Origin of the sequence: Lysobacter sp. Root604 (genome assembly GCF_001427505.1) — a bacterium.
GTDB lineage: Bacteria > Pseudomonadota > Gammaproteobacteria > Xanthomonadales > Xanthomonadaceae > Lysobacter.
Window position 1 is genome coordinate 1,317,104 of record NZ_LMGS01000009.1, and the last position, 25,873, is coordinate 1,342,976.

The 25,873-nt window shown below is 68.3% G+C and carries 20 protein-coding genes; 14 read left to right on the top strand and 6 right to left on the bottom strand.

The window, feature by feature from the left end; genetic code table 11:
* Positions 1–12: 12 nt before the first annotated feature.
* From ASD69_RS14185 to lpxC, 11 genes are all read left to right on the top strand, one after another.
* Positions 13–1,470 (top strand): UDP-N-acetylmuramoyl-L-alanyl-D-glutamate--2,6-diaminopimelate ligase, encoded by a 1,458-nt coding sequence (locus tag ASD69_RS14185; RefSeq protein ID WP_056179960.1) that lies wholly within the window; start codon positions 13–15, stop codon positions 1,468–1,470.
* Positions 1,467–2,873: a UDP-N-acetylmuramoyl-tripeptide--D-alanyl-D-alanine ligase gene (gene murF / locus ASD69_RS14190; protein WP_056179168.1), complete on the top strand. Its 1,407-nt coding sequence runs from the start codon at positions 1,467–1,469 to the stop codon at positions 2,871–2,873. The genes ASD69_RS14185 and murF overlap by 4 nt, the downstream gene beginning before the upstream one ends.
* On the top strand, positions 2,863–3,948 hold the full coding sequence (gene mraY, locus ASD69_RS14195; RefSeq protein ID WP_056179171.1) for a phospho-N-acetylmuramoyl-pentapeptide-transferase: 1,086 nt from the start codon (positions 2,863–2,865) through the stop codon (positions 3,946–3,948). Before murF ends, mraY begins: the two co-directional genes overlap by 11 nt.
* Positions 3,948–5,249 (top strand): putative lipid II flippase FtsW, encoded by a 1,302-nt coding sequence (ftsW, locus tag ASD69_RS14200; protein WP_056179173.1) that lies wholly within the window; start codon positions 3,948–3,950, stop codon positions 5,247–5,249. The genes mraY and ftsW overlap by 1 nt, the downstream gene beginning before the upstream one ends.
* Entirely contained in the window at positions 5,246–6,361 is a 1,116-nt protein-coding gene (murG, locus tag ASD69_RS14205; RefSeq protein WP_056179175.1) for an undecaprenyldiphospho-muramoylpentapeptide beta-N-acetylglucosaminyltransferase, read from the top strand. The genes ftsW and murG overlap by 4 nt, the downstream gene beginning before the upstream one ends.
* A gap of 8 nt (positions 6,362–6,369) precedes the next feature.
* Positions 6,370–7,803: a UDP-N-acetylmuramate--L-alanine ligase gene (gene murC / locus ASD69_RS14210; RefSeq protein WP_056179962.1), complete on the top strand. Its 1,434-nt coding sequence runs from the start codon at positions 6,370–6,372 to the stop codon at positions 7,801–7,803.
* Positions 7,800–8,795 carry a D-alanine--D-alanine ligase gene (locus ASD69_RS14215; protein ID WP_056179178.1) on the top strand — a complete coding sequence of 332 codons (996 nt, stop codon included), beginning with the start codon at positions 7,800–7,802 and terminating at the stop codon, positions 8,793–8,795. The genes murC and ASD69_RS14215 overlap by 4 nt, the downstream gene beginning before the upstream one ends.
* Positions 8,792–9,547, top strand: coding sequence for a cell division protein FtsQ/DivIB (locus ASD69_RS14220; RefSeq protein WP_056179181.1), 756 nt, complete (start codon positions 8,792–8,794; stop codon positions 9,545–9,547). Before ASD69_RS14215 ends, ASD69_RS14220 begins: the two co-directional genes overlap by 4 nt.
* The gene (ftsA, locus tag ASD69_RS14225) at positions 9,544–10,782 is read left to right on the top strand and encodes a cell division protein FtsA (protein ID WP_056179184.1); all 1,239 of its coding nucleotides are present in this window, start codon (positions 9,544–9,546) and stop codon (positions 10,780–10,782) included. Before ASD69_RS14220 ends, ftsA begins: the two co-directional genes overlap by 4 nt.
* A 197-nt stretch (positions 10,783–10,979) precedes the next feature.
* Positions 10,980–12,203 (top strand): cell division protein FtsZ, encoded by a 1,224-nt coding sequence (ftsZ, locus tag ASD69_RS14230; RefSeq protein ID WP_056179188.1) that lies wholly within the window; start codon positions 10,980–10,982, stop codon positions 12,201–12,203.
* Positions 12,204–12,591: 388 nt separating this feature from the next.
* Positions 12,592–13,500 (top strand): UDP-3-O-acyl-N-acetylglucosamine deacetylase, encoded by a 909-nt coding sequence (lpxC, locus tag ASD69_RS14235; RefSeq protein ID WP_056179191.1) that lies wholly within the window; start codon positions 12,592–12,594, stop codon positions 13,498–13,500.
* A gap of 232 nt (positions 13,501–13,732) precedes the next feature.
* Here the strand turns inward: lpxC and ASD69_RS21290 are convergent, their stop codons facing one another.
* On the bottom strand, positions 13,733–14,182 hold the full coding sequence (locus tag ASD69_RS21290; protein ID WP_082576486.1) for a DUF721 domain-containing protein: 450 nt from the start codon (positions 14,180–14,182) through the stop codon (positions 13,733–13,735).
* 7 nt (positions 14,183–14,189) lie between these two features.
* Between ASD69_RS21290 and ASD69_RS14240 the strand changes: the two genes are divergently transcribed.
* From ASD69_RS14240 to ASD69_RS14250, 3 genes are all read left to right on the top strand, one after another.
* Positions 14,190–15,101 (top strand): M23 family metallopeptidase, encoded by a 912-nt coding sequence (locus ASD69_RS14240; RefSeq protein ID WP_056179193.1) that lies wholly within the window; start codon positions 14,190–14,192, stop codon positions 15,099–15,101.
* Between the two features lie 311 nt (positions 15,102–15,412).
* Positions 15,413–18,133 (top strand): preprotein translocase subunit SecA, encoded by a 2,721-nt coding sequence (gene secA, locus ASD69_RS14245; RefSeq protein ID WP_056179196.1) that lies wholly within the window; start codon positions 15,413–15,415, stop codon positions 18,131–18,133.
* A gap of 109 nt (positions 18,134–18,242) precedes the next feature.
* Entirely contained in the window at positions 18,243–19,220 is a 978-nt protein-coding gene (locus ASD69_RS14250) for a Nudix family hydrolase (RefSeq protein ID WP_056179965.1), read from the top strand.
* Positions 19,221–19,275: 55 nt separating this feature from the next.
* Here ASD69_RS14250 and coaE read toward each other — a convergent pair whose 3' ends face one another.
* The 5 genes from coaE to ASD69_RS14275 form a co-directional block, all read right to left on the bottom strand.
* Positions 19,276–19,887 carry a dephospho-CoA kinase gene (gene coaE / locus ASD69_RS14255; protein WP_056179198.1) on the bottom strand — a complete coding sequence of 204 codons (612 nt, stop codon included), beginning with the start codon at positions 19,885–19,887 and terminating at the stop codon, positions 19,276–19,278.
* A 5-nt stretch (positions 19,888–19,892) separates the two neighbouring features.
* Positions 19,893–20,756 carry an A24 family peptidase gene (locus ASD69_RS14260; RefSeq protein ID WP_056179202.1) on the bottom strand — a complete coding sequence of 288 codons (864 nt, stop codon included), beginning with the start codon at positions 20,754–20,756 and terminating at the stop codon, positions 19,893–19,895.
* A gap of 40 nt (positions 20,757–20,796) precedes the next feature.
* Positions 20,797–22,053 (bottom strand): type II secretion system F family protein, encoded by a 1,257-nt coding sequence (locus ASD69_RS14265; protein WP_056179206.1) that lies wholly within the window; start codon positions 22,051–22,053, stop codon positions 20,797–20,799.
* 3 nt (positions 22,054–22,056) lie between these two features.
* On the bottom strand, positions 22,057–23,784 hold the full coding sequence (gene pilB / locus ASD69_RS14270) for a type IV-A pilus assembly ATPase PilB (RefSeq protein WP_056179211.1): 1,728 nt from the start codon (positions 23,782–23,784) through the stop codon (positions 22,057–22,059).
* A gap of 147 nt (positions 23,785–23,931) precedes the next feature.
* Positions 23,932–25,860 carry a hypothetical protein gene (locus tag ASD69_RS14275; protein ID WP_056179214.1) on the bottom strand — a complete coding sequence of 643 codons (1,929 nt, stop codon included), beginning with the start codon at positions 25,858–25,860 and terminating at the stop codon, positions 23,932–23,934.
* Between the last annotated feature and the right edge of the window lie 13 nt (positions 25,861–25,873).

Consider the following 25,873-nt stretch of genomic DNA (forward strand, 5'->3'; position numbering starts at 1 on the left):
GCGCGCCGCGCCATGCCGCTGACCGAACTGCTGCCGGACGTGGCGGCGGTGCCGGCCGGCCTGAGCATCACCGGGCTCACCCTGGACAGCCGCGCGGTGCGCGCGGGCGATGCCTTCGTCGCGATCGCCGGCTTCGGCGCGCACGGGCTTAAGTTCGTCGCCCAGGCGCGTGCCGCCGGCGCCAGCGCGATCCTGTTCGAGCCGCCCGCGCCAGAAGACCTGCCCGCGCCGGACGACGCCATCGCGGTGCCCGGCTTGCGCGCGCGCCTGGGCGAGATGGGCGACCAATTCCATGGCCGCGCCAGTGCCGCGATGAGCATGGTCGGGGTGACCGGCACCAACGGCAAAACTTCGACCGTGCAGTTGCTGGCCCAGGCCTGGAATCTGCGCGGCCTGCGTTGCGGCACCATCGGCACGCTCGGCGCCGGGCTTTACGGCCAGATCGTGCCGACCGGCTTCACCACTCCGCTGGTGCTGCAGCTGCACGAGCTGCTGGCCGACATGCACGACGCCGGCGCCCAGGCGGTGGCGATGGAAGTCAGCTCGCACGCGCTCGATCAAGGGCGCGTCGACGGCGTGCATTTCGACATCGGCGTGTTCACCAATCTCACCCGCGACCACCTCGACTACCACGGCGACATGGCCAGCTACGGCGCGGCCAAGGCGCGGCTGTTCGCGTGGCCGGGTCTGAAGGCGGGCGCGATCAACCTGGACGACGAGTTCGGGCGCACGCTGCACGCGGGACTGTCCGCGAGCGTGCGTGCGATCGGCCTGAGCTCGCGCGGCGCCGACGGCGCCGACCTGCGCGCCGAGCGCCTGAGCCTGGACAACCGCGGCATCGGCTTCGACCTGGTGGTCGACGGCCAGGTGCACGCGGTGGCTTCGCCACTGCTGGGCCGTTTCAATGTCGACAACTTGCTGGCGGTCGCGGGCGCGCTGTACGCGCTGGGCGATGCGCCCGCGCAGATCGCCGCGACGCTGTCGCAGCTGCAGCCGATCCACGGCCGCATGAACCGCCTCGGCGGCGACGGCCGCCCGCTGGTGGTGATCGACTACGCGCACACGCCCGACGCGCTGGATCAGGCCCTGAGCTCGCTGCGCGGTCACGCGCGCGCGCGCCTGATCTGCGTATTCGGCTGCGGCGGCGAACGCGACCGCGGCAAGCGCCCGCAGATGGCCGCGATCGCCGAGGCGCGCGCGGACACGGTCGTGGTCACCGACGACAACCCGCGCGGCGAGAACGGCGACGCCATCGTCGCCGACATCGTCGCCGGCTTCGCCCATCCCGAACGCGCGATCGTGCTGCGCGACCGCGCCGCCGCGATCGCCCGCGCGATCGCCCACGCCGGTGCCGACGACATCGTGCTGGTGGCTGGCAAGGGCCACGAGCCCTATCAGGAAATCGACGGTGTGAAGCACCCCTTCGACGACACCGACGTCGCGCGCGCGGCGCTGGAGGCGCGAGCATGAAGTCGCTGCGCCTGTCCGAGATCGCACGCATGACCGGCGGTCGCCTGCACGGCGAGGATGCCTCGGTCGCGTCCGTGGTCACCGACACCCGCGCCCTGGCCGAGGCGCGCGATGCGCTGTTCGTCGCGCTCAAGGGCGAGCGTTTCGACGGCCACGACCACGTCGCCGCCGCGGCCGCCGCCGGTGTGGCCGGCGCGCTGGTGTCGCGCCAGATCGACAGCGCGCTGCCGCAGGTGGTCGTCGCCGACACCGAGCGCGCGCTGGCCGCCTTCGCCACCGCCGTGCAGCGCGAGCGCAACGCCACGATCACTCTGGCGATCACCGGCAGCAGCGGCAAGACCAGCGTCAAGAACCTGACCATCGCGATCCTGGAACGCGCGGGCCGCGCCTACGCCACGCCCGGCAACCGCAACAACGAGATCGGCATGCCGCTGGCGGTGTTGGCCGCGCCCGAAGACGCGCAGTACGCGGTCTATGAGATGGGCACCGGCGCGCCAGGCGATATCGCCTACCTGACCGCGATCGCGCCCGCGCGCGTGGCCCTGGTCAACAACATCGCGCCCGCGCATCTGGAGCGCATGGGCAGCCTGCTCGCGATCGCCGATACCAAGGCCGCCGTCTACGACTCGCTGCCGCCGGACGGCGTGGCGGTGATCAACGCCGACGACGCGTTCGCGCCGTATTTCGCCGAGCGCGCGCACGGCCGCCGCCTGATCCGCTTCGGCCTGGATGCCAGTGCCGACGTGAGCGCGCGCGACATTCGCCTGGGCGAGGAAGGCTCGCAGTTCGTGCTGACCGCGCCGCAGGGCGAGGCCGCGATCGCGCTGGCCATTCCGGGCCGCCACAACGTGCGTAATGCGCTCGCCGCGGCCTCGCTGGCGCTGGGAGCCGGGGTGGCGCTGGACATCATCGCGGCCGGCCTCAACGCCGCGCGTCCGGTGTCCGGGCGTCTGGTCACCCATCGCCTGCGCAATGGCGCGGTGCTGATCGACGACAGCTACAACGCCAATCCGGGCTCGGTCGCGGCGGCCATCGACACGCTCGCCGACGCCACCGCGCACGGCCGCGCGGGCGAGGGCTGGCTGGTGCTGGGCGACATGCGCGAACTCGGGCCGGACGGCGCGGCGATGCACGCCGAGGCCGGCCGTCGCGCCAAGGGCGCCGGGCTCAAGCGCCTGTTCGCGCTGGGCGCGCTCAGCGCCGAAGCGGCGCGCGCGTTCGGCGAGGGCGCCACGCATTACGACAGCCACGAGGCGCTGGCACAGGCGCTCGCGGCGGAGCTGCGCGAGGGTGTGCGCGCGCTGGTGAAAGGTTCGCGCGGTAGCGCGATGGATCGAATCGTGACAGCGCTGCTGGCCAGCGACGCGTCGCCGAATGGGGAGGAACCGACGCATGCTGCTTGAACTGACGCGCTGGCTGGAACAACTGCAGAGCCTGTTCGGCCTGTTCGGCTATCTGACCTTCCGCGGCATCCTCAGCGCGCTGACCGCGCTCGGACTGTCGCTGTGGTGGGGCCCGGCGGTGATCCGCAAGCTCGCCCAGTACAAGGGCGGCCAGCCGATCCGCAAGGACGGCCCGCAGACGCATTTCTCCAAGGCTGGTACGCCGACCATGGGCGGCGCGTTGATCATCATGACCGTGCTGGCCTCGGTGCTGCTGTGGGGCGACCTGCGCAACCGCTACGTCTGGCTGGTGCTGGCGGTGATGCTGGCGTTCGGCGCGATCGGCTGGTACGACGACTGGATCAAGATCGTGCACCGCGATCCGAACGGGTTGAAGTCGCGCTGGAAGTATCTGCTGCAGTCGATCTTCGGCCTGGCCGCGGGCATCTTCCTGTACTACACCGCCGACGCTCCGGCCGCGACCACCTTCTATATCCCGATGCTGAAGTCGATCGCGCTGCCGCTGGTGGGCGTGACCTTCATCGCGATCGCCTATTTCTGGATCGTCGGCTTCTCCAACGCGGTCAACCTGACCGACGGCCTGGACGGCCTGGCGATCATGCCGACCGTGCTGGTGGCCTGCGCGCTGGGCGTGTTCGCCTACGCCTCGGGCAATGCGGTGTTCTCCAACTATCTGCAGATTCCGCAGGTGCCGGGGGCAGGCGAGCTGGTGATCATCTGCGCCGCCATCGCCGGCGCGGGATTGGGCTTTTTGTGGTTCAACACCTATCCGGCGATGGTGTTCATGGGCGACATCGGCGCGCTGGCGCTGGGCGCGGTGCTGGGGACGGTCGCGGTGATCGTGCGCCAGGAACTGGTGCTGGTGGTCATGGGCGGCGTGTTCGTGATCGAAACCCTGTCGGTGATGATCCAGGTCGCCTCGTTCAAGCTCACCGGCAAGCGCGTGTTCCGGATGGCGCCCATCCACCACCACTTCGAGCTCAAGGGCTGGCCCGAGCCGCGCGTGATCGTGCGCTTCTGGATCATTTCGGTGGTGCTGGTCCTCGTCGGCCTGGCGACCTTGAAGGTGCGCTGATGAACGACACCGCCGCACGCCAGGCAACACGACTGGACGCCATCCACGGACGTTACGATCCGTGGCTGTTGGCGGTGTCGTGCGCGCTGGCCTGCGCCGGTCTGGTCATGGTCGGCTCGGCCTCGATCGGCATCGCCGACGGGCTCGACGTCGGACCGTTCTACTTCCTGGTCAAGCACGCGATCTTCCTGGCCGTGGGCCTGGTCGCGGCGGTGTGGCTGATGCGCACCGAGCTCAAGACCCTGGAGCAGTACAACCAGGTGCTGCTGCTGGTGTGTCTGGTGCTGCTGCTGGCGGTGTTCGTGCCCGGCATCGGCAAGAGCGTCAACGGCGCGCGTCGCTGGCTGAATCTGGGCGTGTCGAATTTTCAGGCGGTGGAAGCGGTCAAGCTGCTCTACATCCTGTGGCTGGCCAGCTACCTCAAGCGCTTCAGCGAAGACATCTCGGCGACCTGGATGGCGATGCTGAAGCCGATCGGCGTGGCGGTGGTGCTGGTGGCGCTGCTGCTGCTGCAGCCCGACTTCGGCTCCTCCTCGCTGATCCTGGCGATCACCGCCGGCATGCTGGTGCTGGGCGGCGTGAACATGCCGCGCATGTTCGGCCCGGTCCTGATCGGCCTGCCGGTGCTGGCGATCGTCGCGATCGCCGAACCCTACCGCGTGAGCCGACTGACCTCGTTCCTCGATCCCTGGTCGGACCCGTTCAAGACCGGCTACCAGCTCACCAACGCCTTGATGGCGGTCGGCCGCGGCGAGTGGCTGGGCGTGGGCCTGGGCGCGTCGGTGCAGAAGCTGTCCTACCTGCCCGAGGCGCACACCGACTTCATCCTGGCGGTGATCGCAGAGGAGTTCGGTTTCGCCGGCGTGTGCACGGTCGTCGGCATGTATGCCTTGCTGACCGGGCGCGCGTTGTGGATCGGTCTGAAGTGCGTGGAAATGCGCCGCCATTTCTCCGGCTACGTCGCCTTCGGCATCGCCTTGTGGATCGGTCTGCAGAGTTTCGTCTCGATCGGCGTGAACCTGGGCCTGCTGCCGACCAAGGGCCTGACCCTGCCCATGATCTCCTCCGGCGGTTCCAGCGTGATCATGACCTGCGCCGCCTTGGGCGTGCTGTTGCGCGTGTCCTACGAACTCGACCGCGCCCAGCGCCAGGTCGCGCGCCTGCGCACCGAGGCTACCCAGCCCTCGGCCGGCGTGCCGGCGACCGCGAATCCGTTGCCGGCCGGCGTCGCCGCCGATCCGGTGCGCGGCACCAGCCGCCTGCGCCAGCGCATCGAGCCCAGCCTGGGGAGGACGGCATGAGCCTGAGCAAGGCCGCCACCGATTCCGACCTGCATCCGGTGATGATCCTCGCCGGCGGCACTGGTGGGCATATCTTCCCGGGCCTGGCGGTCGCGCGCGCGTTGATCGCGCGCGGCACTCCGGTGCTGTGGCTGGGCGCCGACGGCGGCATGGAAACGCGTCTGGTGCCGCAGCACGGCATCGCGATCGACACCATCGCGGTGCGCGGCATTCGCGGCAAGGGCGTGGCCGCGCTGCTGGCGGCGCCGTTCAAGGTCGTGGGCGCGGTGCGCGCGGCCGCGCAGGTGCTGCGCCAGCGCCAACCGCGCGCGGTGATCAGCTTCGGCGGTTACGCGGCCGGGCCGGGCGGCATCGCCGCGCGCCTGGCCGGCATTCCGCTGATCGTGCACGAGCAGAACCGCGCCCCGGGCCTGACCAATCGCGTGCTCGCCAAATTCGCGCGGCAGGTGCTGACCGGCTTTCCGGACACCTTCGCCAACGGCAAGGAAGAGGTCGTCGGCAACCCGGTGCGCGCCGAGATCGCCGCGCTGGCGCCGCCGGCCGAACGCTATGCCGGCCGCAGCGGTCCGCTGCGTTTGCTGGTGCTGGGCGGTAGCCAGGGCGCGCGCGCGCTCAATGCCGCGGTGCCCAAGGCGATCGCCGGCCTGCGCGGGCGCCTGAGCTATGAAGTGCGCCACCAGTGCGGCGAGAAGCTGCGCGAGGACGCGGTGCGCGCCTATGCCGACGCCGGCGTGGCCGCGTCGGTCGAGCCCTTCATCGCCGACATGGCCGCGGCCTACGCCTGGGCCGACCTGGTGATCTGCCGCTCCGGCGCGCTGACCCTGGCCGAGCTGTGCGCGGCCGGCGTGGGCAGCGTGCTGGTGCCGTTCCCGCAGGCGGTCGACGACCACCAGACCAAGAACGCGCAGTTCCTGGTCGACCGCGGCGCGGCCCAACTGCTGCCGCAAAGCACCGACCTGGCCGAACGCATCTCGGCCACGATCGAAATTCTCGGCGAGCGCGAGGGCCTGTTGCAGATGGCGCTGGCCGCGCGCGCGCTGGCCAAGCCCGACGCGGCCGAACGCGTCGCGGACATCGTCCTGGAGCAATCGAACATGAGGAAGCCGGCATGAGTACGGCCCTGCGCCGCCGGCTGCAGCACACGGGCGATCTCGCCAAGGCCTTCCCGCGCGTGCATTTCGTCGGCATCGGCGGCACCGGCATGAGCGGCATCGCCGAGGTCATGTGCACGCTGGGCTATCAGGTGTCCGGCTCGGACATGGCCGACAACGCGGTGACCCGTCGCCTGGCTTCGTTGGGCATCGCCGTGCATCGCGGCCACGCCGCCGCCAACGTGCTGGGCAGCGACTGCGTGGTGGTGTCCAGCGCGATCAAGCGCGACAACCCGGAGCTGATGGAAGCGCGCGCGCAGCGCATTCCGATCGTGCCGCGCGCGGAGATGCTGGCCGAGCTGATGCGCTTCCGCCGCGGCATCGCGGTCGCCGGCACCCACGGCAAGACCACCACCACCTCGCTGGCCGCCAGCGTGCTGGGCGAGGGCGGCATCGATCCCACGTTCGTGATCGGCGGCCAGCTGCTCGCCGCCGGCGCCAACGCGCGCCTGGGCGGCGGCCAGTGGCTGGTGGCCGAGGCCGACGAGAGCGACGGCAGCTTCCTGCGCCTGAATCCGCAGATCGCGATCGTCACCAACATCGACGCCGATCACCTGGAGAACTACGGCGGCGACTTCGCCAAGGTCCTGGCCGCGTTCGAGGAATTCCTGCACCGCCTGCCGTTCTACGGCCTGGCGGTGTTGTGCATCGACGACCCCAAAGTCGCCGCGCTGGCCGCGGAAACCCCGCGCCACGTCATGACCTACGGCTTCGACGAGGCCGCCGACGTGCGCGCCGAGGACGTCGAGCAGCACGGCCCGAACATGCGCTTCACCCTGTGCCTGCCGGACGCCACCCGCACCGCGGTGACCCTGGCGCTGCCGGGCCGTCACAACGTGCAGAACGCGCTGGCCGCGGCCGCGGTGGGCTGGCAGCTGGGCGTGCAGCCCGACGCGATCGCGCGCGCGCTGCAGAACTTCGCCGGCATCGGCCGTCGCTTCAACCTGCTCGCGCAACTGCGCACCGCCAAGGGCGCGAATGTGCAGTTGGTCGACGACTACGGCCACCACCCCAAGGAATTGGAGGCCGTGTTCGCCGCCGCGCGCGGCGGCTGGCCGGACAAGCGCCTGGTGGTGGCGTTCCAGCCGCACCGCTACAGCCGCACCCGCGATCTGTTCGACGAATTCGCCGCGGTGCTGTCCAGCGTCGACGCGCTGGTGCTGACCGAAATCTACCCGGCCGGCGAAGCGCCGATCGCCGGCGCCGACGCCAAGTCGCTGGCGCGCGCGATCCGCGCGCGCGGCCGCATCGATCCGGTCGTGGTCGGCGGCGCGGCCGAGCTGGCCGCGGTGCTGCCCGACGTCCTCAACGACGGCGACCTGCTGCTGATGATGGGGGCCGGCGACATCGGCCACGCCGCCCAGCAGATCGCCAGCCAAGGTTTTCAGGGAGAATCCAAGTGAGTTCGCAGTTCGCACCGCTCCGCGTCACCGATCCGGCCGTGTTCGGACGGGTCGCCGTGCTCATGGGCGGCACCAGCGCCGAGCGCGAGGTGTCGCTGGATTCCGGCCGCGGCGTGCTCGAGGCGCTGCGCTCGCGCGGCGTCGACGCGTTCGCGATCGACGGCATCCCCGCGCTGATCGAGGCGATCCAGGCCGGCCGCGTCGACCCCGCCAAGCGTGTCGATAGGGTCTTCAACATCCTGCACGGCAACAAGGGCGGCGGCGAAGACGGCGTGCTGCAGGGCGTGCTGGAAGCGCTGGGCGTGCCTTACACCGGCTCGGACGTGCTCGGCTCGGCGCTGGCGATGGACAAGATCCGCACCAAGCAGGTGTGGATGGCCGAAGGCCTGCCGACCCCGCGCTACAAGCGCATCGCCAAGGGCGAGGACGTGCATGCGGCGGCGCGCGAGATCGGCCTGCCGGTGATCATCAAACCGTCCAGCGAAGGCTCCAGCGTAGGCGTCTCGCGGGTGCTGGCCGATGCCGACATCGACGAGGCCGTGGCCCTGGCCGCGCGCTACCCCGGCGAGATGCTGATGGAGCAGATGGTGATCGGCGACGAGCTCACCGTCGCGGTGCTGATCGATGGCGACGGCTACACCGCGCTGCCGTCGATCCGGATCGTGCCCAAGGGCCCCTGGTACGACTACCACGCCAAGTACATCGCCGACGACACCCAATACCTGTGTCCGGGCCTGGAAGGCGAGGTCGAGGACGAAATCCGCCGCATCGCGATGCGCGCCTTCGTCGCCGCCGGCTGCAAGGGCTGGGGCCGGGTCGACGTGATGCGCGACCGCGTCAGCGGCCAGTTGTATCTGATCGAGGTCAACACCGCGCCGGGCATGACCAGCCATTCGCTGGTGCCCAAGGCGGCGCGTCAGCTCGGAATCGAGTACGACGAGCTGTGCTGGCGCGTGCTCGAGGCGACGGTGCAAGGAGGTGCCACGGCGTGAACGCCATGCTGCGCCTGATCGGTTGGCTGCTCGCGCTGGCGCTGGTCGCGCTGCCGGTGGTCGCCGTGCTCAACGGCTGGATCGGCGCGGGCCAGTGGCCCTTGCGCAAGCTGCGCGTGACCGGGCAGTTCGATCGCGTCGACGAGGCGCTGTTGCGACGCACGCTGTTGCCTTACGCGCAGCGCGGCTTCTTCGCGGTCGATCTGGCCTCGGCGCAGGCCGCGGTGGCCAAGCTGCCGTGGGTCGAGCATGCCGAGGTGCGCAAGCGCTGGCCGGACGTGCTGGAAGTGAGCGTGGCCGAGCACCGGCCGTTCGCGCGCTGGGGCGACGATCGCCTGCTGTCCGAGCAGGGCCGGCTGTTCCCGTCCAAGGGCATCCAGGTGCCCAAGGGCCTGCCGCAGTTCGCCGGGCCGGAAGCGCGGGTGGCCGAGGTGGTGGCTTTGTACAACGAGTCGCGCGCGATGTTCGCGCCGATCGGAATGGAGGTGCAGCGGGTCGAGATCGACCAGCGCGGCAGTTGCACCCTCGGCCTGGTCAACGGCGCCGCCCCAGGCGGTACCGAAGTCGTGGTCGGACGCGAGCAGGCGCGCGCGCGGCTATCGCGCTTCGTGCGGCTGATGCCGCGCTTGCTGGCGCAACGGGTGCAGATCCTGGCCCGCGCCGACCTTCGCTACACCAATGGTTTCGCGCTGTCGTGGGCGCCGGTCACGGCGCCTTCGGCCGCAACGCAACAGCAGCAGGAAAAGTCATGAATCGCAAAGGCGACAAATCGCTGATCGTCGGCCTCGACATCGGCACCTCGAAGGTGGTCGCGCTGGTGGGCGAGTATTCGCCCGGCAACCCGATCGAGGTCATCGGCATCGGATCGCACGAATCGCGCGGCCTCAAGCGCGGCGTGGTGGTCGATATCGAGTCGACGGTGCAGTCGATCCAGCGCGCCATCGAGGAAGCCGAGTTGATGGCCGGCTGCGAGATCCGCTCGGTCTACGCCTCGATCTCCGGCAATCACGTGCAGTGCCGCAATTCGCAGGGCATCGCCCCGATCCGCGACGGCGAGGTCACCTACGGCGATCTCGACCGCGTGCTGGAGGCGGCCAAGGCGGTCGCGATCCCGGCCGACCAGAAGATCCTGCATGCGATCCCGCGCGATTACGTGCTGGACGATTCGCAGGAAGGCATCCGCAACCCGGTCGGCATGAGCGGCGTGCGCCTGGAAGTGCACGCCCACCTGGTGGTGTGCGCGCAGTCGGCCGCGGCCAACATCAGCAAGTGCGTGCAGCGCTGCGGTCTGCAGGTCGACGACCTGGTGCTGAGCGTGCTGGCGTCCAGCACCGCGGTGCTGACCAGCGACGAGCGCGAACTGGGCGTGGTCCTGGTCGACATCGGCGCGGGCACCACCGACATCGCGGTGTTCGTGCAGGGCGCGATCGCGCACAGCGCCAGCCTGGCGATCGCCGGCGACAAGGTCACCGAGGACATCGCCCACATGCTGCGCACGCCCACGCCCGAGGCCGAGCAGATCAAGGTCCGCTACGCCTGCGCGCTGGCGCAGATGGCGACCGCCGAGGAATCGATCCAGGTGCCCAGCGTCGGCGACCGTCCGCCGCGGCGCATGCCGCGTCACTCGCTGGCGCAGGCGGTGCAGGCGCGCTACGAGGAGATCTTCGAAATGATCCAGGCCGAGCTGCGCCGTTCGGGTTTCGAACAGCACGTGCGCGCGGGCATGGTCCTGACCGGCGGCGCCGCGAAGATGGAAGGCGTGGTCGAACTGGCCGAGGAAATGCTGCAGATGCCGGTGCGTGTGGGCATTCCGCAGCACGTGACCGGCTTGGGCGAGGTGGTCGGCAACCCGGTCCACGCCACCGGCGTCGGCCTGTTGCTGATGGGCAGCCAGATCGAACACCCGCGGCGCAGCTCGGTGATTCCGACCGGTCGCGCCGGCAGCTTCTTCAACAAGATCAAGAACTGGTACCGCGGCGAGTTTTGACGGCCGGGATTCGGGATTCGAGATTCGGAATTGGTTAGAGCGGCGGGCGAGAAGACGGCGAGCGAAGGATTTGCAACACGTTCCAAAAACGGCAGTGCACCAAAAACGTCGGTGGTGAGGACGAAAGGCGAGGGGCCCGCTTCTGCGAATCCCCAATCCCCAATCCCCAATCCCGGCACTTATAAGAGGACGAGGACATGGCACATTTCGAATTGGTTGAAAAAATGGCCCCGAACGCGGTCATCAAGGTCGTCGGCGTGGGCGGCGGCGGCGGCAACGCCGTGGCGCACATGGTCAGCGGCAACGTCGACGGCGTGGAATTCATCACCGCCAACACCGACGCCCAGGCGATCAAGAACTGCGGCGCCAAGCTGCAGCTGCAGCTTGGCAGCAACGTCACCAAGGGCCTGGGCGCGGGCGCCAATCCGGAGGTCGGCCGTCAGGCCGCGCTGGAGGATCGCGAACGCATCATGGACGCGCTGACCGGCGCCGACATGGTCTTCATCACCGCCGGCATGGGCGGCGGCACCGGCACCGGCGCCGCGCCGGTGGTGGCGCAGCTGGCCAAGGAGATGGGCATCCTGACCGTCGCCGTGGTCACCAAGCCGTTCCCGTTCGAAGGCCGCCGCCGCATGCAGGTCGCGCTCAAGGGCATCGAGGAGCTGTCGCACCACTGCGACTCGCTGATCACGATCCCGAACGAGAAGCTGATCACCGTGCTCGGCCGCAACGCCACCATGATCCAGGCCTTCCGCGCTGCCAACGACGTGCTGCTGGGCGCCGTGCAGGGCATCGCCGACCTGATCGTGCGTCCGGGCCTGATCAACGTCGACTTCGCCGACGTGCGCACGGTGATGAGCGAGATGGGCCTGGCGATGATGGGCACCGGCTCGGCGCGCGGCGACGATCGCGCCCAGGCCGCGGCCGAATCGGCGATCCAGAACCCGCTGCTGGACGACGTCAACCTGTCCGGCGCCAACGGCATCCTGGTCAACATCACCGCCGGCCCGGACTTCACCATGGCCGAGTTCGACGAGGTCGGCCGCACCATCGAGGGCTTCGCCTCCGAGGATGCGACCGTGGTCATCGGCACCGTGCTCGATCCGGACATGCAGGACGAGGTCAAGGTCACCGTGGTCGCCACCGGCCTCAACCGCGTCGCCGCCAAGCAGTCGGTGCGCGGCCAGGGCTACGAGCGCGAATCGCAGCGTGCCCCGATCCAGCTGGTGCGCAATGCGACCACCGGCCAGCCGGAGTTCTCGGCCATGGACGAAATGCCGTCCTCGCCGATGCCCAGCTTCGGCGGCAGCCTGCGCGGCGGCTCGCGTCCGGTCGAGACCTCGGCCCCGGCCGTGGCCGACTTCGGCAACGACAGCAGCTACCTGGACATCCCGGCGTTCCTGCGCCGGCAGGCGGACTGAGGAACGAGTAGTGAGCGCAGAGGCGTGAGGAGCGAGTAAGCGCAGCTTTCGCTCACTACTCACATCTCTCAGCTCACTCCTGCAGTACCGCCCTCGGGCCGGACTCGTCCCCTGGCCCGGGGGGGCAACACTCCGCCGCACGCTTCGGCGCACGGCGTTTGGACCGGTCGACCCGTCCCTAGGCGGGTCGACCGGTCGGTTTCTCCGTGCGAGGCTCCGGTATAGGAACTCGGGTGGGACACTGCGTCCTTTCCGTTCAGGTTCAGGGTCCTGCGTGCTACCCTTGCGCGGTTTCGACCCCGTCCCGATAGTGATGGAGTCGGCCGCAAGACCAGAATCCACGACCGGCCGCCGTTCCCCAGCAGCCCAGGCAGATCCTCTCCGAACCATGTTGCGTCAGCGCACTCTCAAGAACGTGATCCGCGCCACCGGCGTGGGCCTGCACAGCGGCGAGAAGGTCTTTCTCACCCTGCGCCCGGCCCCGGTGGATAGCGGCATCGTGTTCCGGCGCGTCGACCTGGATCCGGTGGTGGAGATCCCCGCGGCCGCCCAGCTGGTCACCGAGACCGTGCTGTGCACCGGCCTGACCCAGGGCGCCGGCAAGGTCATGACCGTCGAACACCTGTTGTCGGCCCTGGCCGGCCTGGGCATCGACAACATCTTCATCGAACTGTCCGCGGCCGAAGTGCCAATCATGGACGGCTCGGCCGGCCCCTTCGTGTTCCTGCTGCAGTCGGCGGGCATCGCCGAGCAGGAGGCGCCCAAGCGCTTCATCCGCATCAAGCGCCCGGTCGAGGTCCGCCACGGCGACAAGGTCGCGCGCTTCGAACCCTACGACGGCTTCCGCCTGGGCTTCACGGTGGTGTTCGACCATCCGGCGATCCCGGCCTCGCAGTCGCGCGCGGAAGTGGAGTTCTCCACCGAGAACTACATCCGCGAGGTTAGCCGCGCCCGCACCTTCGGCTTCATGCGCGATCTGGAGTACATGCGCGAGCGCAACCTCGGCCTGGGCGGCTCGATGGACAACGCGATCGTGCTTGACGAGTTCCGGGTCCTCAACGACGACGGCCTGCGCTACGCCGACGAATTCGTGCGCCACAAGATCCTCGACGCGGTCGGCGACCTGTACCTGGCCGGGCACCCGATCATCGGCGCCTACGAGGGCTACAAGTCCGGCCACGCGCTCAACAATCAGCTGGTGCGCGCCCTGCTGGCCGAGCGTTCGGCCTGGGAAGAAGTCACCTACACCGACGTCGACGCGCCGCCGGTGGCCTACGGCGAGCCGGTCACGGCCTGAGCCTCGCGCCCGACCCGGCACAGCCCGGGAACAGAGGGCGCACAAAGCATGACCCCAACGTGCGACGGATCACAGACGTGAACGTCCGGTGACGCTTTAACTAAATTTTAACGGATTTTTTCCGTTTCTTTAGTGTGTTCTTAACAAATTCAAGGGTTTAGGCCGTTAGCATGCCCCGACCCGGCCTCATAGCCGGCGGCGGCACAGACCGTGCCAGCCGTCGAACGAGTGGTCAGGCGGCGTCATCCGAACCCGATGGATCGGGTTCTTTGAGCGATGCCAGGGCGTCCGCCAACGCTTTTTGCGCGTACGCCGACATGGGTAAGGCTTTCCTGGCCGGTTGCACAGGCGCAGCCGCCGGTGCTGTCGTTTTGACGATCAGTTCAGCTGCATCCAGCCCGACGGAACGGGCCGCGTCGAGTAGTTCCGGAGCCGCGAGCCGCAGCTTGGCCCGCCACACCGGAGCATCGACGACAAATACGAGCTTGCCGTTCTCGAAGTTAGCCAGTCGCGCGTGCGCGGCCAGCGAAGGCGGCAAGAGGGGGCGTAACCGTCGGTCCAGACCGTCCAGCCAGAGCGCTCGACGGATCGGGTTCCCTGCCGGCTCCGCGAGCAGCGCTTCCAGCGCGTCGCGAGGGGTCGAGGGGGGGCGCGTTGGTGGTTTGGACTTGGAATCAGACATAGAACAAATGACCTATCAAACCATCGTAAACAAATCGCGGGCGCAGCTGGGATCGTTCTTCCAGCACGTCGGCCACTTCGGCGGACGTCGCCCCGCGGTCGCGGTAGCCCTGCTGCTGGGCACCGGTGTGGCGCTGGGTGCCGGCGCCGGCATCGCCGACAACGCCATGCTGCGCGCCCAGGTGCGCGACCAGCAGGCCCAGATCGACGCCACCCGCCGCGACGCCCAGCGCGAGATCAACGCCCTGGCCGCCCGCATGGGCGAGCTGCAGGCCGAGGCCAACCGCCTCAACGCGCTCGGCGAGCGCCTGACCCGTATCGGTCAGCTGCAGGACGGCGAGTTCGACTTCAACAAGCCGGTCGGCCAAGGTGGCGCCGGCCCCGTCCGGGACATGCCCAAGGCCGAGTTATCGGTGGGTATGGCCAAGCTGGACGGCCAGTTCAAGGCCTCCGGCGAGCAGCTGTCGGTGCTGGAGTCGCTGCTGTTCAATCGCCAGCTCGACATGAACGCCGTACCGTCGCGCGCGCCGATCGCCAACAGCTATATCACGTCGGGCTTCGGCGGTCGCGCCGATCCCTTCAACGGCGGTAGCGCCTTCCACAAGGGCATCGACTTCGAAGCCGACGTCGGCGATCCGGTGCTGGCCGTGGCCGACGGCGTGGTCAGCTATTCCGGCGTGCGTTCGGGCTACGGCAACGTGGTCGAGGTCGACCACGGCAACGGCTACGTGACCCGCTACGCGCACAATTCGCGCCTGCTGCTCAAGGTCGGCGAGCTGGTGCGCGCGGGCCAGGAAGTGGCCAAGGCCGGCTCCACCGGCCGCTCCACCGGCGCCCACGTGCACTTCGAGGTCTGGGAGAACGGTCGGGTCGTGAACCCGGTCAAGTTCTTGAACCAGCAGTCGCCGCTCAGGGGCTGATGGCCCAAGACGCCAGCGCGCCTCGGCGCGCGCGGGCGACGACCGCTACGGCGCCCTCGGGCGCCGTTCGCGTTTTCGGGCCCCGGCCCGCATGAATGCGGGACCCGTCGTCGGCCGCCGTGGCCCCTTGCAAGCGCCGGGGCGCGGCCCAAGCTAGAATGAGCGTTGGCTTAAGACCAGGCTCGATGCGATCGGGGCGCCACGCGCTCCGATTCCGTCTCTGGACCTTCCTCAATCGGGAACTCGCCGGCGGTTAAGCGTTCTTAACGCGTTCCGCCCCCGGATTCCTGTTCCGCTTCACGGACCCGTTCATGCTCAACAGCCTGCTTACCCGCGTTTTCGGCAGCCGCAACGATCGCCTGCTGCGCCAACTGCAACGCTCCGTCGTCAAGATCAACGCGCTCGAACCGGAGATGGAAAAGCTCTCCGACAGCGAGCTGCAGGCCAAGACTCCCGAATTCCAGCAGCGCATCGCCGCCGGCGAGACCCTGGACAAGCTGCTGCCGGAGGCGTTCGCGGTCTGCCGCGAGGCGTCCAGGCGCGTGCTCGGCATGCGTCATTACGACGTGCAGCTGATCGGCGGCATGGTCCTGCACCTGGGCAAGATCGCCGAGATGCGCACCGGCGAGGGCAAGACCCTGGTCGGTACGCTGCCGGTCTACCTCAACGCGCTCGAGGGCAAGGGCGTGCATGTGGTCACCGTCAACGACTACCTGGCGCGCCGCGACTCGGCCTGGATGGGCCGTCTGTACAACTGGCTGGGCCTGAGCGTCGACGTGGTCTACCCGGGCATGGCGCACGGCGACAAGCACGCCGCCTACGCCGCCGACATCACCTACGGCACCAACAACGAATTCGGCTTCGACTACCTGCGCGACAACATGGCGCTGTCGAAGGAAGACCGCTTCCAGCGCGGCCTGCACTACGCGATCGTCGACGAGGTCGACTCGATCCTGATCGACGAGGCGCGCACGCCGCTGATCATCTCCGGTCCGGCCGACGAGTCGCCGGAGCTGTACATCAAGGTCAACCGCATCGTGCCGTCGCTGATCCGCCAGGAGAAGGAAGACGGCGAGGGCGATTACTGGGTCGACGAGAAGGGCAAGCAGGTGCATCTGTCCGAGTCCGGCCAGGAACACGCCGAGGACCTGCTGCGCCGCGCCGGCATCCTGCAGGGCGACGAAGACAGCCTGTACGGCGCCAACAACCTCAGCGTCGTGCACCATCTCAACGCGGCGCTGCGCGCGCATGCGATCTACCAGCGCGACGTCGATTACATCGTGCGCGATGGCGAAGTGGTGATCGTCGACGAATTCACCGGCCGCACCCTGGCCGGCCGTCGCTGGTCGGACGGCCTGCACCAGGCGGTCGAGGCGAAGGAGGGCGTGCCGGTCCAGCGCGAGAACCAGACGCTGGCGTCGATCACCTTCCAGAACCTGTTCCGCATGTACAAGAAGCTGGCCGGCATGACCGGTACGGCGGACACCGAGGCCTACGAGTTCCAGAGCATCTACGGCCTGGAAGTGATCGTGATTCCGACCCATCGGACGATGGTGCGCAAGGACCATCCCGATCAGGTGTTCCTCAATCGCGCCGGCAAATACCGCGCCGTGCTCAACGAGATCAAGGACGCGCACGGCCGCGGCCAGCCGGTCCTGGTCGGTACGACCTCGATCGAAGTCTCGGAAATGCTCAGCCAGCAGCTGCGCGAGGCCGGCGTGCCGCACGAAGTGCTCAACGCCAAGCAGCACGAGCGCGAAGCCAACATCGTCGCCCAGGCCGGCCGCCCCGGCGCGATCACTATCGCCACCAACATGGCCGGCCGCGGTACCGACATCGTGCTCGGCGGTTCGCTGGAGAGCGAACTGGCGGAACTGGCGGCGCAGAACGAAGGCCAGGCGGTCGACGAAGTCACCCACGCGCGCCTGAAGGGCGAGTGGCAGCGTCGTCACGACGCGGTCAAGGCGTCCGGCGGCCTACACATCGTCGGCACCGAACGCCACGAGTCGCGTCGTATCGACAACCAGCTGCGCGGCCGCGCCGGTCGTCAGGGCGATCCGGGCTCCTCGCGCTTCTACCTGTCGCTCGAAGACAACCTGATGCGCATCTTCGCCGCCGACTGGGTGCAGCGCGTGATGGCACGCATGGGCCTGAAGGAAGACGACATCATCGAAAGCCCGCTGGTGACCAAGCAGATCGCCAACGCGCAGCGCAAGGTCGAGGCTCACAACTTCGACATCCGCAAGAACCTGCTCGACTTCGACGACGTCAACAACGATCAGCGCAAGGTGATCTACGGCCAGCGCGACGAACTGCTGGAAGCCGAGAGCGTGCAGGACAACGTCGACGGCATCCGCGAGGACGTGGTCGCCGACCTGGTCGCGCGCTACGTGCCGCCGAATTCGGTCGACGAGCAGTGGGATCTGCCGGGCCTGGAAGCCGGCATCGCCGAGGAGTTCGGCGTGCAGGTGGACATGGTCGATTTCGCCCGCGGCCACGACGAACTCGACGCCGACGGCGTCGCCGCGCGCGTGGTCGAGGCGGTCAACCAGCACTTCACCGATCGCGAAATCCAGCTAGGCGCCGAGACCATGCGCATGCTGGAGAAGCACATCATGCTCAACGTGCTCGATCAGAACTGGAAGGAGCATCTGGCGCGCATGGACTACCTGCGCCAGGGCATCCATCTGCGCGGTTACGCTCAGAAGCAGCCGAAGCAGGAGTACAAGAAGGAAGCCTTCGAGCTGTTCTCGGACATGCTGGAAAAGGTCAAGCGCGAAGTGGTCACGCTGCTGTCGCGCGTGCGCATCCGCAACGAGGAAGAGATCGCGGCGATGGAAGCGCAGGAGCGCGCGCAGGCCGAGGCCCAGGCCCGGCAGATGCAGTTCCAGCACGCCAGCGCCGGCGGTTTCGGCGCCGACGAGGAGGCCGCGGAAGTGTCCGAGGAGGCATTCGCCAACGTCGGCCGCAACGATCCCTGCCCCTGCGGCAGCGGCAAGAAGTACAAGCACTGCCATGGGCAGTTGGCCTAACAAGGCTGGGATTAGGGATTCGGGAGTCGGGATTGGAAAGGCCAAGGCCGATCCGTCCCCAGGTCCAGCCGCTGCATGCGGCGTAGAAGGCGGGCCTGCCGAATTCCCAATCCCAAATCCCGAATCTCGGGTCGTGGAAGTAGTCGCCGGCGTGATCCGCGACGCGCGCGGCCGCATCCTGCTCACCCGCCGCACCGAAGGCCGCGACCTGGCTGGCCTATGGGAATTCCCGGGCGGCAAGCGCGAGCCTGGCGAATCGCCCGAGGCCGCGCTGCAGCGCGAACTGCACGAAGAACTGGGCATCGACTGCGAGGTCGGCGCGGCCTTGATCGACGTGCCGCAGGCCTATCCCGACAAGCGCCTGCGCCTGGACGTGCGCGAGCTCAAGCACTGGCGCGGCAGCGTGCGCGGTCGCGAGGGCCAGGCCCTGGTCTGGGTGCCGCCGGCCAAGCTGGCCCGCTACGAGATGCCGCCGGCCGACCGTCCGGTGGTCGCGGCCCTGCTGCAACCCGATCGCTATCTGGTTACGCCCGCGCCCGGCGCCGACGACGATGCGCGTTGGCTGGCCGCGCTGGAGCGCGCGCTCGCGGCCGGTGCGACCCGAGTGCAACTGCGCGCGCCCGGCACCGCACCCGCGCGCTGGCGCGCGCTGGCTGCGGCCGCGGTGACGCGCTGCCGTACGGCGGGCGCCGAGGTCCTGATCAACGGCGATGCCGAGCTGGCCCTGGCCTTGTCGTCGGGCCTGCACCTGCGCGCCGCGCAACTGCGCGAGTACCCGCGGCGCCCGCTACCGGCGGAGCTGCCGCTGGCTGCGTCCTGCCACGATGCCGAGGAGCTGCGCCGCGCCCAGGCGCTAGGCTGCGATTTCGCCGTGGTCGGCGCGATCCGCGCCACGCCCACCCATCCCGGCGCGGCCGGAATCGGCTGGGACGGTTTCGCGGCTATGCGCGAGGCGGTGTCCCTGCCGATCTATGCGATCGGCGGCCTGGCGCCGGACGACATCGCCACCGCACGCGCGCACGGCGCCCAGGGCGTGGCCGCGATCCGCGGCCTATGGCCCGATGCGATCGCCGAGGCGGCGGCTTAAGAGCGGCTCCGGCCCAAGCAGCACGTGGACCAGAAGAGTGTCGACAGCGGTCGGCTCAGCCGGCCGCAAGGGCCCGGTAACGCCGATCCAAGGCCGCGACCTGACGGTCCAGCGCCTCCAGCGGTCCGTCGTTGACGATCACGTCGTCGGCGATCGCCAGGCGCGCAGCGCGCGTGGCCTGGGCCGCGATCATGCGTTCGGCCAGCTCGGCCTCGACCCGGTCGCGCGCCATCACGCGCGCGCGCTGGACCGCGACCGGCACGTCGACCAGCAGGATGCGTTGCAGCCAGGGGTAGGCTTCGCGGCCGCCGCCTTCGGTGAGCAGCGGGATAGCGGCGATTGCATAGGCGCCGGGCGCCTGTTCGCATTGCGCGCGCAGCAGGGCGCGCACGCGTGGATGGACGATGGCTTCCAGGCGCCGGCGCGCGTCGGGATCGGCGAACACGCGTCGGCGCATCGCCGCGCGATCCAGGCCGCCCTGCGCGTCCAACACCTCCGCACCGAACGCGGCCACGACCTCGGCCAGCCCTGCGGAGCCGGCCTCGACCGCCGCGCGCGCGGCCAGATCGGCGTCGGCCACGGTCACGCCCAGCGCTTCGAAACGCCGCGTCACTTCACTCTTGCCCGAAGCCACGCCGCCGGTCACGCCGACGCAGAACGCGGCCATGGCGGTCAGCGCAGCCCGGCGTAGCGCATGTACGCGCCGACCAGTTGCTCGCCCCAGAAGAACACGATCCAGCCGGCGATCGCGAGATAGGGCCCGAACGGTATCGGGGTGGCCTTGTCGCGCCCGCGCGCGGTCAGCCAGATCGAGCCGATGATGGCGCCGACCAGCGAGGACAGCAGGATGGTCGGCAGGATGCCCTTGAGCCCGACCCAGGCGCCGATCGCGGCCAGCAGCTTGAAGTCGCCGTGGCCCATGCCTTCCTTGCCGGTCAGCTGTTTGAACACCCACCACACCGACCACAGGCTCAGATAACCGGCGATCGCGCCGAGCAGGGCCGGCTTGGTGGTGAAGTACAGATTGTCGGAACTGGCGATCAAGCCCAGCCACATCAGCGGCAGGGTGAGCTGATCGGGCAGCAACTTGGTGCGGAAGTCGATGCCGGACAGGGCGATCAGGTAGGTGCTGAACACGATCGCGCCGAAGCCCTGCCAGCCGAAGCCGAAGCGCCACACGCAGGCCAACACGGCCAGCATGGTCACCAGTTCGACCAGCGGGTACTGCGGCGAGATCGGGGTCTTGCAGCTGCGGCAGCGTCCGCGCAGGAACAGGTAGCTGAAGACCGGGATGTTCTCGTACCAGCTCAGCTGATGCTTGCAGTGCGGGCAATGCGAGCGCTCGACCACGATGCCGGGCGGCGGCGGGTCGTAGATCTCCGGCAGCTCGAGGATCTCGCGGGCGTCGCGCTTCCACTCCCATTCCAGCCGCTTGGGCAGGCGCAGGATGACCACGTTGAGAAAACTGCCGACCAACAGCCCGAAACCGGCCGCGAGCGGAAACCCGAGGCCGGGGTTCTGATCCAGGAATGCCATGCGTGAAGAATAACCCTAGATGGTCATCGGCACGTAGCGGTCAGATCGTCGCGGCGAGCTTGAAGATCGGCAGGTACATGCCGATGACCATGCTGCCGACCACGACGCCCAATACCACCATGATCAGCGGTTCGAGCAGGCTGGACAGCGCGTCGACCGCGTTGTTGACCTCTTCCTCGTAGAACTCCGCGACCTTGAACAGCATGGTGTCGAGGGCGCCGGCTTCTTCGCCGATCGCGGTCATCTGGATGACCATGTGCGGAAACAGGTTGACCTGCTTCATCGACATGTTGAGCTGATAACCCACCGCGACGTCGTCGCGGATCCGGTGTACGGCCGATTCGTAGACCACGTTGCCGGTGGCGCCGGCGACGGTATCCAGCGCCTCAACCAGCGGCACGCCGGCCTTAAAGGTCACCGCCAGCGTGCGCGCGAAACGCGCGATCGCCGAGTTGTGCAGGATCTGACCGATCACCGGGATCTTCAGCATCATGCGATCGAGGAAATGCGCGAACGCCGGCGATCGGTTCTTGGCCATGATGAAGCCGACGATGGTGCCGACCACGATAAACAGCACCGCCCACCAGTATTTGATCATGAAGTCGCTGGCGCCGATGATCATCAGGGTGAACGCCGGCAGCTCGGCGCCGAAGCTCTCGAAGGTCTTCTGGAACTGCGGGACCACGAAGATCAGCAGGATCGCGCTGACCAGGATCGCCACCGCGACCACCGTGGCCGGATAGAACAGCGCTTTCTTGATCTTGCCCTTCAGGCTTTCGATGTTCTCCTTGTAGCTGGCGACGGTGTCGAGCACCGTTTCCAGCACACCCGCCGATTCGCCGGCCTTGACCAGGTTGCGGTAGAGCTCGTCGAACTGGATCGGGTGCTTGCTCAACGCCTCATGCATCGAGGAGCCGCTTTCCAAGTCGGCGCGGATCGTATTGATCAGCGTCTTCATCTTCTGGTTCTTTTGACCGCCGGCCATGATCTCCAGCGAGGTCACGATCGGCACGCCCGATTTCATCATGGTCGCGATCTGGCGGCTGAAGATGGCGATATCGCGCGGCGTGATGCGCTTGCCGGCGCCTCCCAAGAACGGCTTGCCCTTGGGCTTGACCGTGCCGGGCGTGATGCCCTGGCGGCGCAGCTCGGCGCGCAGCATGTTGGCGTTCTTCGCCGACTGCTCGCCTTTCATAACGACGCCGCGCTTGTCCTTGCCTTCCCAGACAAAGACTTCGAGCGGATTGGGGCGGCGGACGGGGGTCTGCTGCTTGGTCGCGGTGCGGGTCGCGGACATGGTTTAGTCCTTGGTAACGCGGTTGATTTCGGAGAGGCTGGTGACGCCGTTCCTGACCTTCATTAACGCCGATTGGCGCAGGTCGCGGACGCCGGACTTCAGTGCGGCGGCCGCGATCTGCATCGCGTTGCCGCCTTCCAGCACGATGGCCTGGATCTGTTCGGTCATGGGCATGACCTGGTAGATGCCGGTACGTCCCTTGTACCCCTCGGTGCAGTCCGGGCAACCGGCGGCTTCGTAGATCTTCAGTCCGCCGACGATCTCGTCGTGGGTGAAGCCCTCGGCCAGCAGCGCGTGTTCGGGCAGATGAACCTCGCGCTTGCAGTCGTGCAGGCGCCGGGCCAGACGCTGGGCGATGACCAGGGTCACCGAGGAAGTGATGTTGTACGGCGCCACGCCCATGTTCATCAGACGCGCGATGGTCTGCGGTGCGTCGTTGGTGTGCAGGGTGGACAGCACCATGTGGCCGGTCTGGGCGGCCTTGATCGCGATTTCGGCGGTTTCGAGGTCGCGGATTTCGCCGACCATGATCACGTCCGGATCCTGGCGCAGGAAGCTGCGCAGCGCGGCGGCGAAGGTCATGCCGCGCTTCACGTTCATCTGCACCTGGTTGATGCCCGGCACGCGGATTTCGACCGGGTCCTCGACCGTGGAGATGTTGCGCATGTCGTCGTTGAGGATATTCAGCGCGGTGTACAGCGACACCGTCTTGCCGGAGCCGGTCGGACCGGTGACCAGGACCATGCCGTAGGGCTTGACCACGGCGCCGACGAACAGCTCCTTCTGGTCTTCCTCGTAGCCGAGCTTGTCCACGCCCAGGCGCGCCGCGCTGCCGTCGAGGATACGCAGCACGATCTTCTCGCCGAACAGGGTCGGCAGGGTGCTGACGCGGAAGTCGATCTGCTTGGTCTTGGACAGGTTGAGCTTGATGCGGCCGTCCTGCGGCACGCGCTTCTCGGCGATGTCCAGCTGCGCCATGACCTTCAGGCGCGCGGCGATGCGCGGGCTGAGCTTGACCGGCACCTTGGCGACCTGCTTAAGGATGCCGTCGATGCGCAGGCGCACCCGGTAATCGGTTTCGTAAGGTTCGAAGTGGATGTCCGAGGCGCCGCGGCGGATCGCGTCCACCAGCACCTTGTTGACGAACTTCACCACCGGGGTGTCGTCGCCCTTGGCGTCGACGCCGCTGTCGCCGGAGGCGGTCAGGTCGTCGTCGCCGCTGCCGACGTCGAGCGTCTCCAGACCTTCCTCGTTGACGCCTTCGCCGAGCGCGTCGGCGGACTCGAGCCACTGGTCCAGACTGCGCCGGATCGTGTCCTCGTCGACCAGGATGGCCTCGATCACCAGGTTGGTCTGAAACTTGATCTCGTCCAGGGCGCGGGTGTTGGTCGGATCGGCCAGGCCCACGAACAGTTTGTTGCCGCGCTTGAATAGCGGCAGCACGCCGTGCTTGCGTACCAGCTCCTCGCTGACCAGCTTGATCGCCGATTGCGAGGAGTCCAGCGTGGAGGCGTCGAACAGCGGCACGCCGAACTCGATCGAGTTGGCGGCGGCGAGCTGCCCGGCCGAGACCAAGCGCTTTTCGGACAGGTAGGTCGCAATCGGCTTGCGTTCGCTGCTGGCCGTGGCCATGGCCTCGCGGGCCGCAGTCTCTTCCAGGGCGCCGTCCAGCACCAGACGCCGGGCAATGCCGGTGATCCCCACCAAGTTGGCGGTAGCGACGCTAGACATCGCAGTCCTCGGTTTTTCCCCAGACCGACTTTACCCCAATCCGTGGGCTGCGCGAGCGGACAACGGTCGCCTTTTCGCGCGCCGGAAGGCCGCGCAGACGCCTTTACGCGGGTTTCAGCAGGTTGGACCTCGCCTGCGATGAACAGTTCAGCGCTCTGCCAGGCGGCTCCGCCAATGCGCGATCAGACGTAGGGCGGCACGGTCGTAGGACTTGGTCCGCGCGGTCAGTTCCCGCAATACGCGTTCGGCCGATTCGGGGCGCCCCTCTTTTACGTAGGCCTGAATCAACAGGTCGGCCAGTTCGAGGCGAGCATCGGCGCCCCAGGCCGCCTCGGCCTGGCCCCTGGCTTCGGGCCAGCGCTCGCTGCGCGCCAGCAAAATCGCCGCTAGCAGGCGCAGCTGGCGTTTGGGCTGGGCGCTGTCGGGTTGCGTAGCCGCGGCCTTGAGCAGGGCCGATACGGTGTCGATTACGCGTTCAGGTGAAATACGTGGGCAGCGTCCCTGGCCGCTGGCTTGCGCGAGCAGATCGGCGACCAGCACCTCGTCCAGCGTGATCTTGGTCTGGCGATCGGCCAAGGCCCGATCCAACTGCACCGGATCGGGGTCGCGACCGCTGAGGCAGTCGATCGAAACCGAATCGATCCCGGCCAGCAGGCGACGGCGCGGCAGCGGACTGCGGGCCAGATAGGCCATCTGGGTAAGGCTGGCATCGTGGCGGCCTGCGCTGAGGTCGATGAAGGCCTGAGTCTGGCGGGCGCGCAACGAGTCGGGGTGGTAGGCCAGAGCGTTCGCCACGATGTCCGCTTTGCTACGCCAGATCAGCGCCCGGGCGTGCGTGGACCAGGCCAGCAAACCGCATGCGGCGATCGCCGCGGGCAGTGCGAACATCGGCGCGCGGGGCCAGCGCGACGGCAGCAACCCCCAGGCCCCCACGACCGCCAACGCGAGTCCGATCGATGGCAGGTAGTTGCGATGCTCGTAATACATTTCCAGCGGCAACACGCTGGACTCGACGGCGTGAGCGGTCAGGAAGAAGAACCAACCTGCGAACAAGCTGGGGGCACGTTTTCGCAGAGTCGCCGCAAGCGTGCTGATGGCCGCCAGCACGAGCATTGCCGGTATCGGCGAGGGCACGGTCAACCAGCCGGTGGATAGCGCGAAGTCGTCGCTGAACAGGGTCATGCGCTCGCCACGCGGCAGCAGCAGAGCAAGCAGGTAGTCGGCCAGCACGCGCGGCTGAGTCAATAGCCGCTGCCCCAAACTGAAATCCCAGTCGGCGTAACCGTCCAGCAGCAGGCGGGGCGACCAGGCCAGCAAGGCGAGGCCGGCGATCAGCGGCAGCGCCAGGAACAGGCCGAAGAACGCCAATACTCGGCGCGGGCGGGCGCCGGTGAAATAGGCCAGTTCCAGCACTAGGCACAACGCCGGCGCGACGACCGCATTCTGCTTGCTCAGCACGCCCGCCATGAGCAGCAGCGGAAAGACTCCGAACAGCAGGAGCGTCGCCGAGCGGGTGTATCCGGCGATCAGCCGGCGGCGTCCGACCCAGTAAGCGAGCGTTGCCGCCAGCGCGAACAAAGCGGCAAGCTGAGCCATGCGCTGCACCGCGTAAAGCACCGTGCTGACTTGAATCGGGTGCAGCAACCACAGCGTCACGGCGATTGCGGCGAGCAAGCGTGCCCGCTTCGCGAGCGCCTGATCTTCGGCCAGCGTGCGCAGCAGCAGCCGGAACGCGAGCAGTCCGACCGTGAGGTGCAGGAGCAGGTTGCCGATCTTGTAGGACAGCGGCTCGGGGCCGCCCAGGGCTACGGTTGCCAGGAAGCTGGCCATCGACAACGGCCGCGCCGCTAGCGGATCGGTTCGACCGAGCACCGCGTAGCGCCAATCGACACGGCCGTTGTACCAGTCGCGGAACACCGTCAGGTTGGCGGCGTCGTCGAACAGGAACGGCCCGTTCAGGCCTGGCCAATAGACCGCCAACGTTGCCAGCAAAGCGCCCGCCAACACGATGCGCGCGAGATCCCAGCGACGGGGCGCTGCGCCCTTCAGTGGCCGTTGCGGCGTCTCTTCGAACATCGCGGGTCCACTC

Coding starts and splice junctions, on each gene's coding strand:
- ASD69_RS14185 (WP_056179960.1), top strand. CDS start 13: ATGCCGCTGACCGAACTGCTGCCGGACGTGGCGGCGGTGCCGGCCGGC.
- murF (WP_056179168.1), top strand. CDS start 1,467: ATGAAGTCGCTGCGCCTGTCCGAGATCGCACGCATGACCGGCGGTCGC.
- mraY (WP_056179171.1), top strand. CDS start 2,863: ATGCTGCTTGAACTGACGCGCTGGCTGGAACAACTGCAGAGCCTGTTC.
- ftsW (WP_056179173.1), top strand. CDS start 3,948: ATGAACGACACCGCCGCACGCCAGGCAACACGACTGGACGCCATCCAC.
- murG (WP_056179175.1), top strand. CDS start 5,246: ATGAGCCTGAGCAAGGCCGCCACCGATTCCGACCTGCATCCGGTGATG.
- ftsA (WP_056179184.1), top strand. CDS start 9,544: ATGAATCGCAAAGGCGACAAATCGCTGATCGTCGGCCTCGACATCGGC.
- ftsZ (WP_056179188.1), top strand. CDS start 10,980: ATGGCACATTTCGAATTGGTTGAAAAAATGGCCCCGAACGCGGTCATC.
- lpxC (WP_056179191.1), top strand. CDS start 12,592: ATGTTGCGTCAGCGCACTCTCAAGAACGTGATCCGCGCCACCGGCGTG.
- ASD69_RS21290 (WP_082576486.1), bottom strand. CDS start 14,182: ATGTCTGATTCCAAGTCCAAACCACCAACGCGCCCCCCCTCGACCCCT.
- ASD69_RS14240 (WP_056179193.1), top strand. CDS start 14,190: ATGACCTATCAAACCATCGTAAACAAATCGCGGGCGCAGCTGGGATCG.
- secA (WP_056179196.1), top strand. CDS start 15,413: ATGCTCAACAGCCTGCTTACCCGCGTTTTCGGCAGCCGCAACGATCGC.
- coaE (WP_056179198.1), bottom strand. CDS start 19,887: ATGGCCGCGTTCTGCGTCGGCGTGACCGGCGGCGTGGCTTCGGGCAAG.
- ASD69_RS14260 (WP_056179202.1), bottom strand. CDS start 20,756: ATGGCATTCCTGGATCAGAACCCCGGCCTCGGGTTTCCGCTCGCGGCC.
- ASD69_RS14265 (WP_056179206.1), bottom strand. CDS start 22,053: ATGTCCGCGACCCGCACCGCGACCAAGCAGCAGACCCCCGTCCGCCGC.
- pilB (WP_056179211.1), bottom strand. CDS start 23,784: ATGTCTAGCGTCGCTACCGCCAACTTGGTGGGGATCACCGGCATTGCC.
- ASD69_RS14275 (WP_056179214.1), bottom strand. CDS start 25,860: ATGTTCGAAGAGACGCCGCAACGGCCACTGAAGGGCGCAGCGCCCCGT.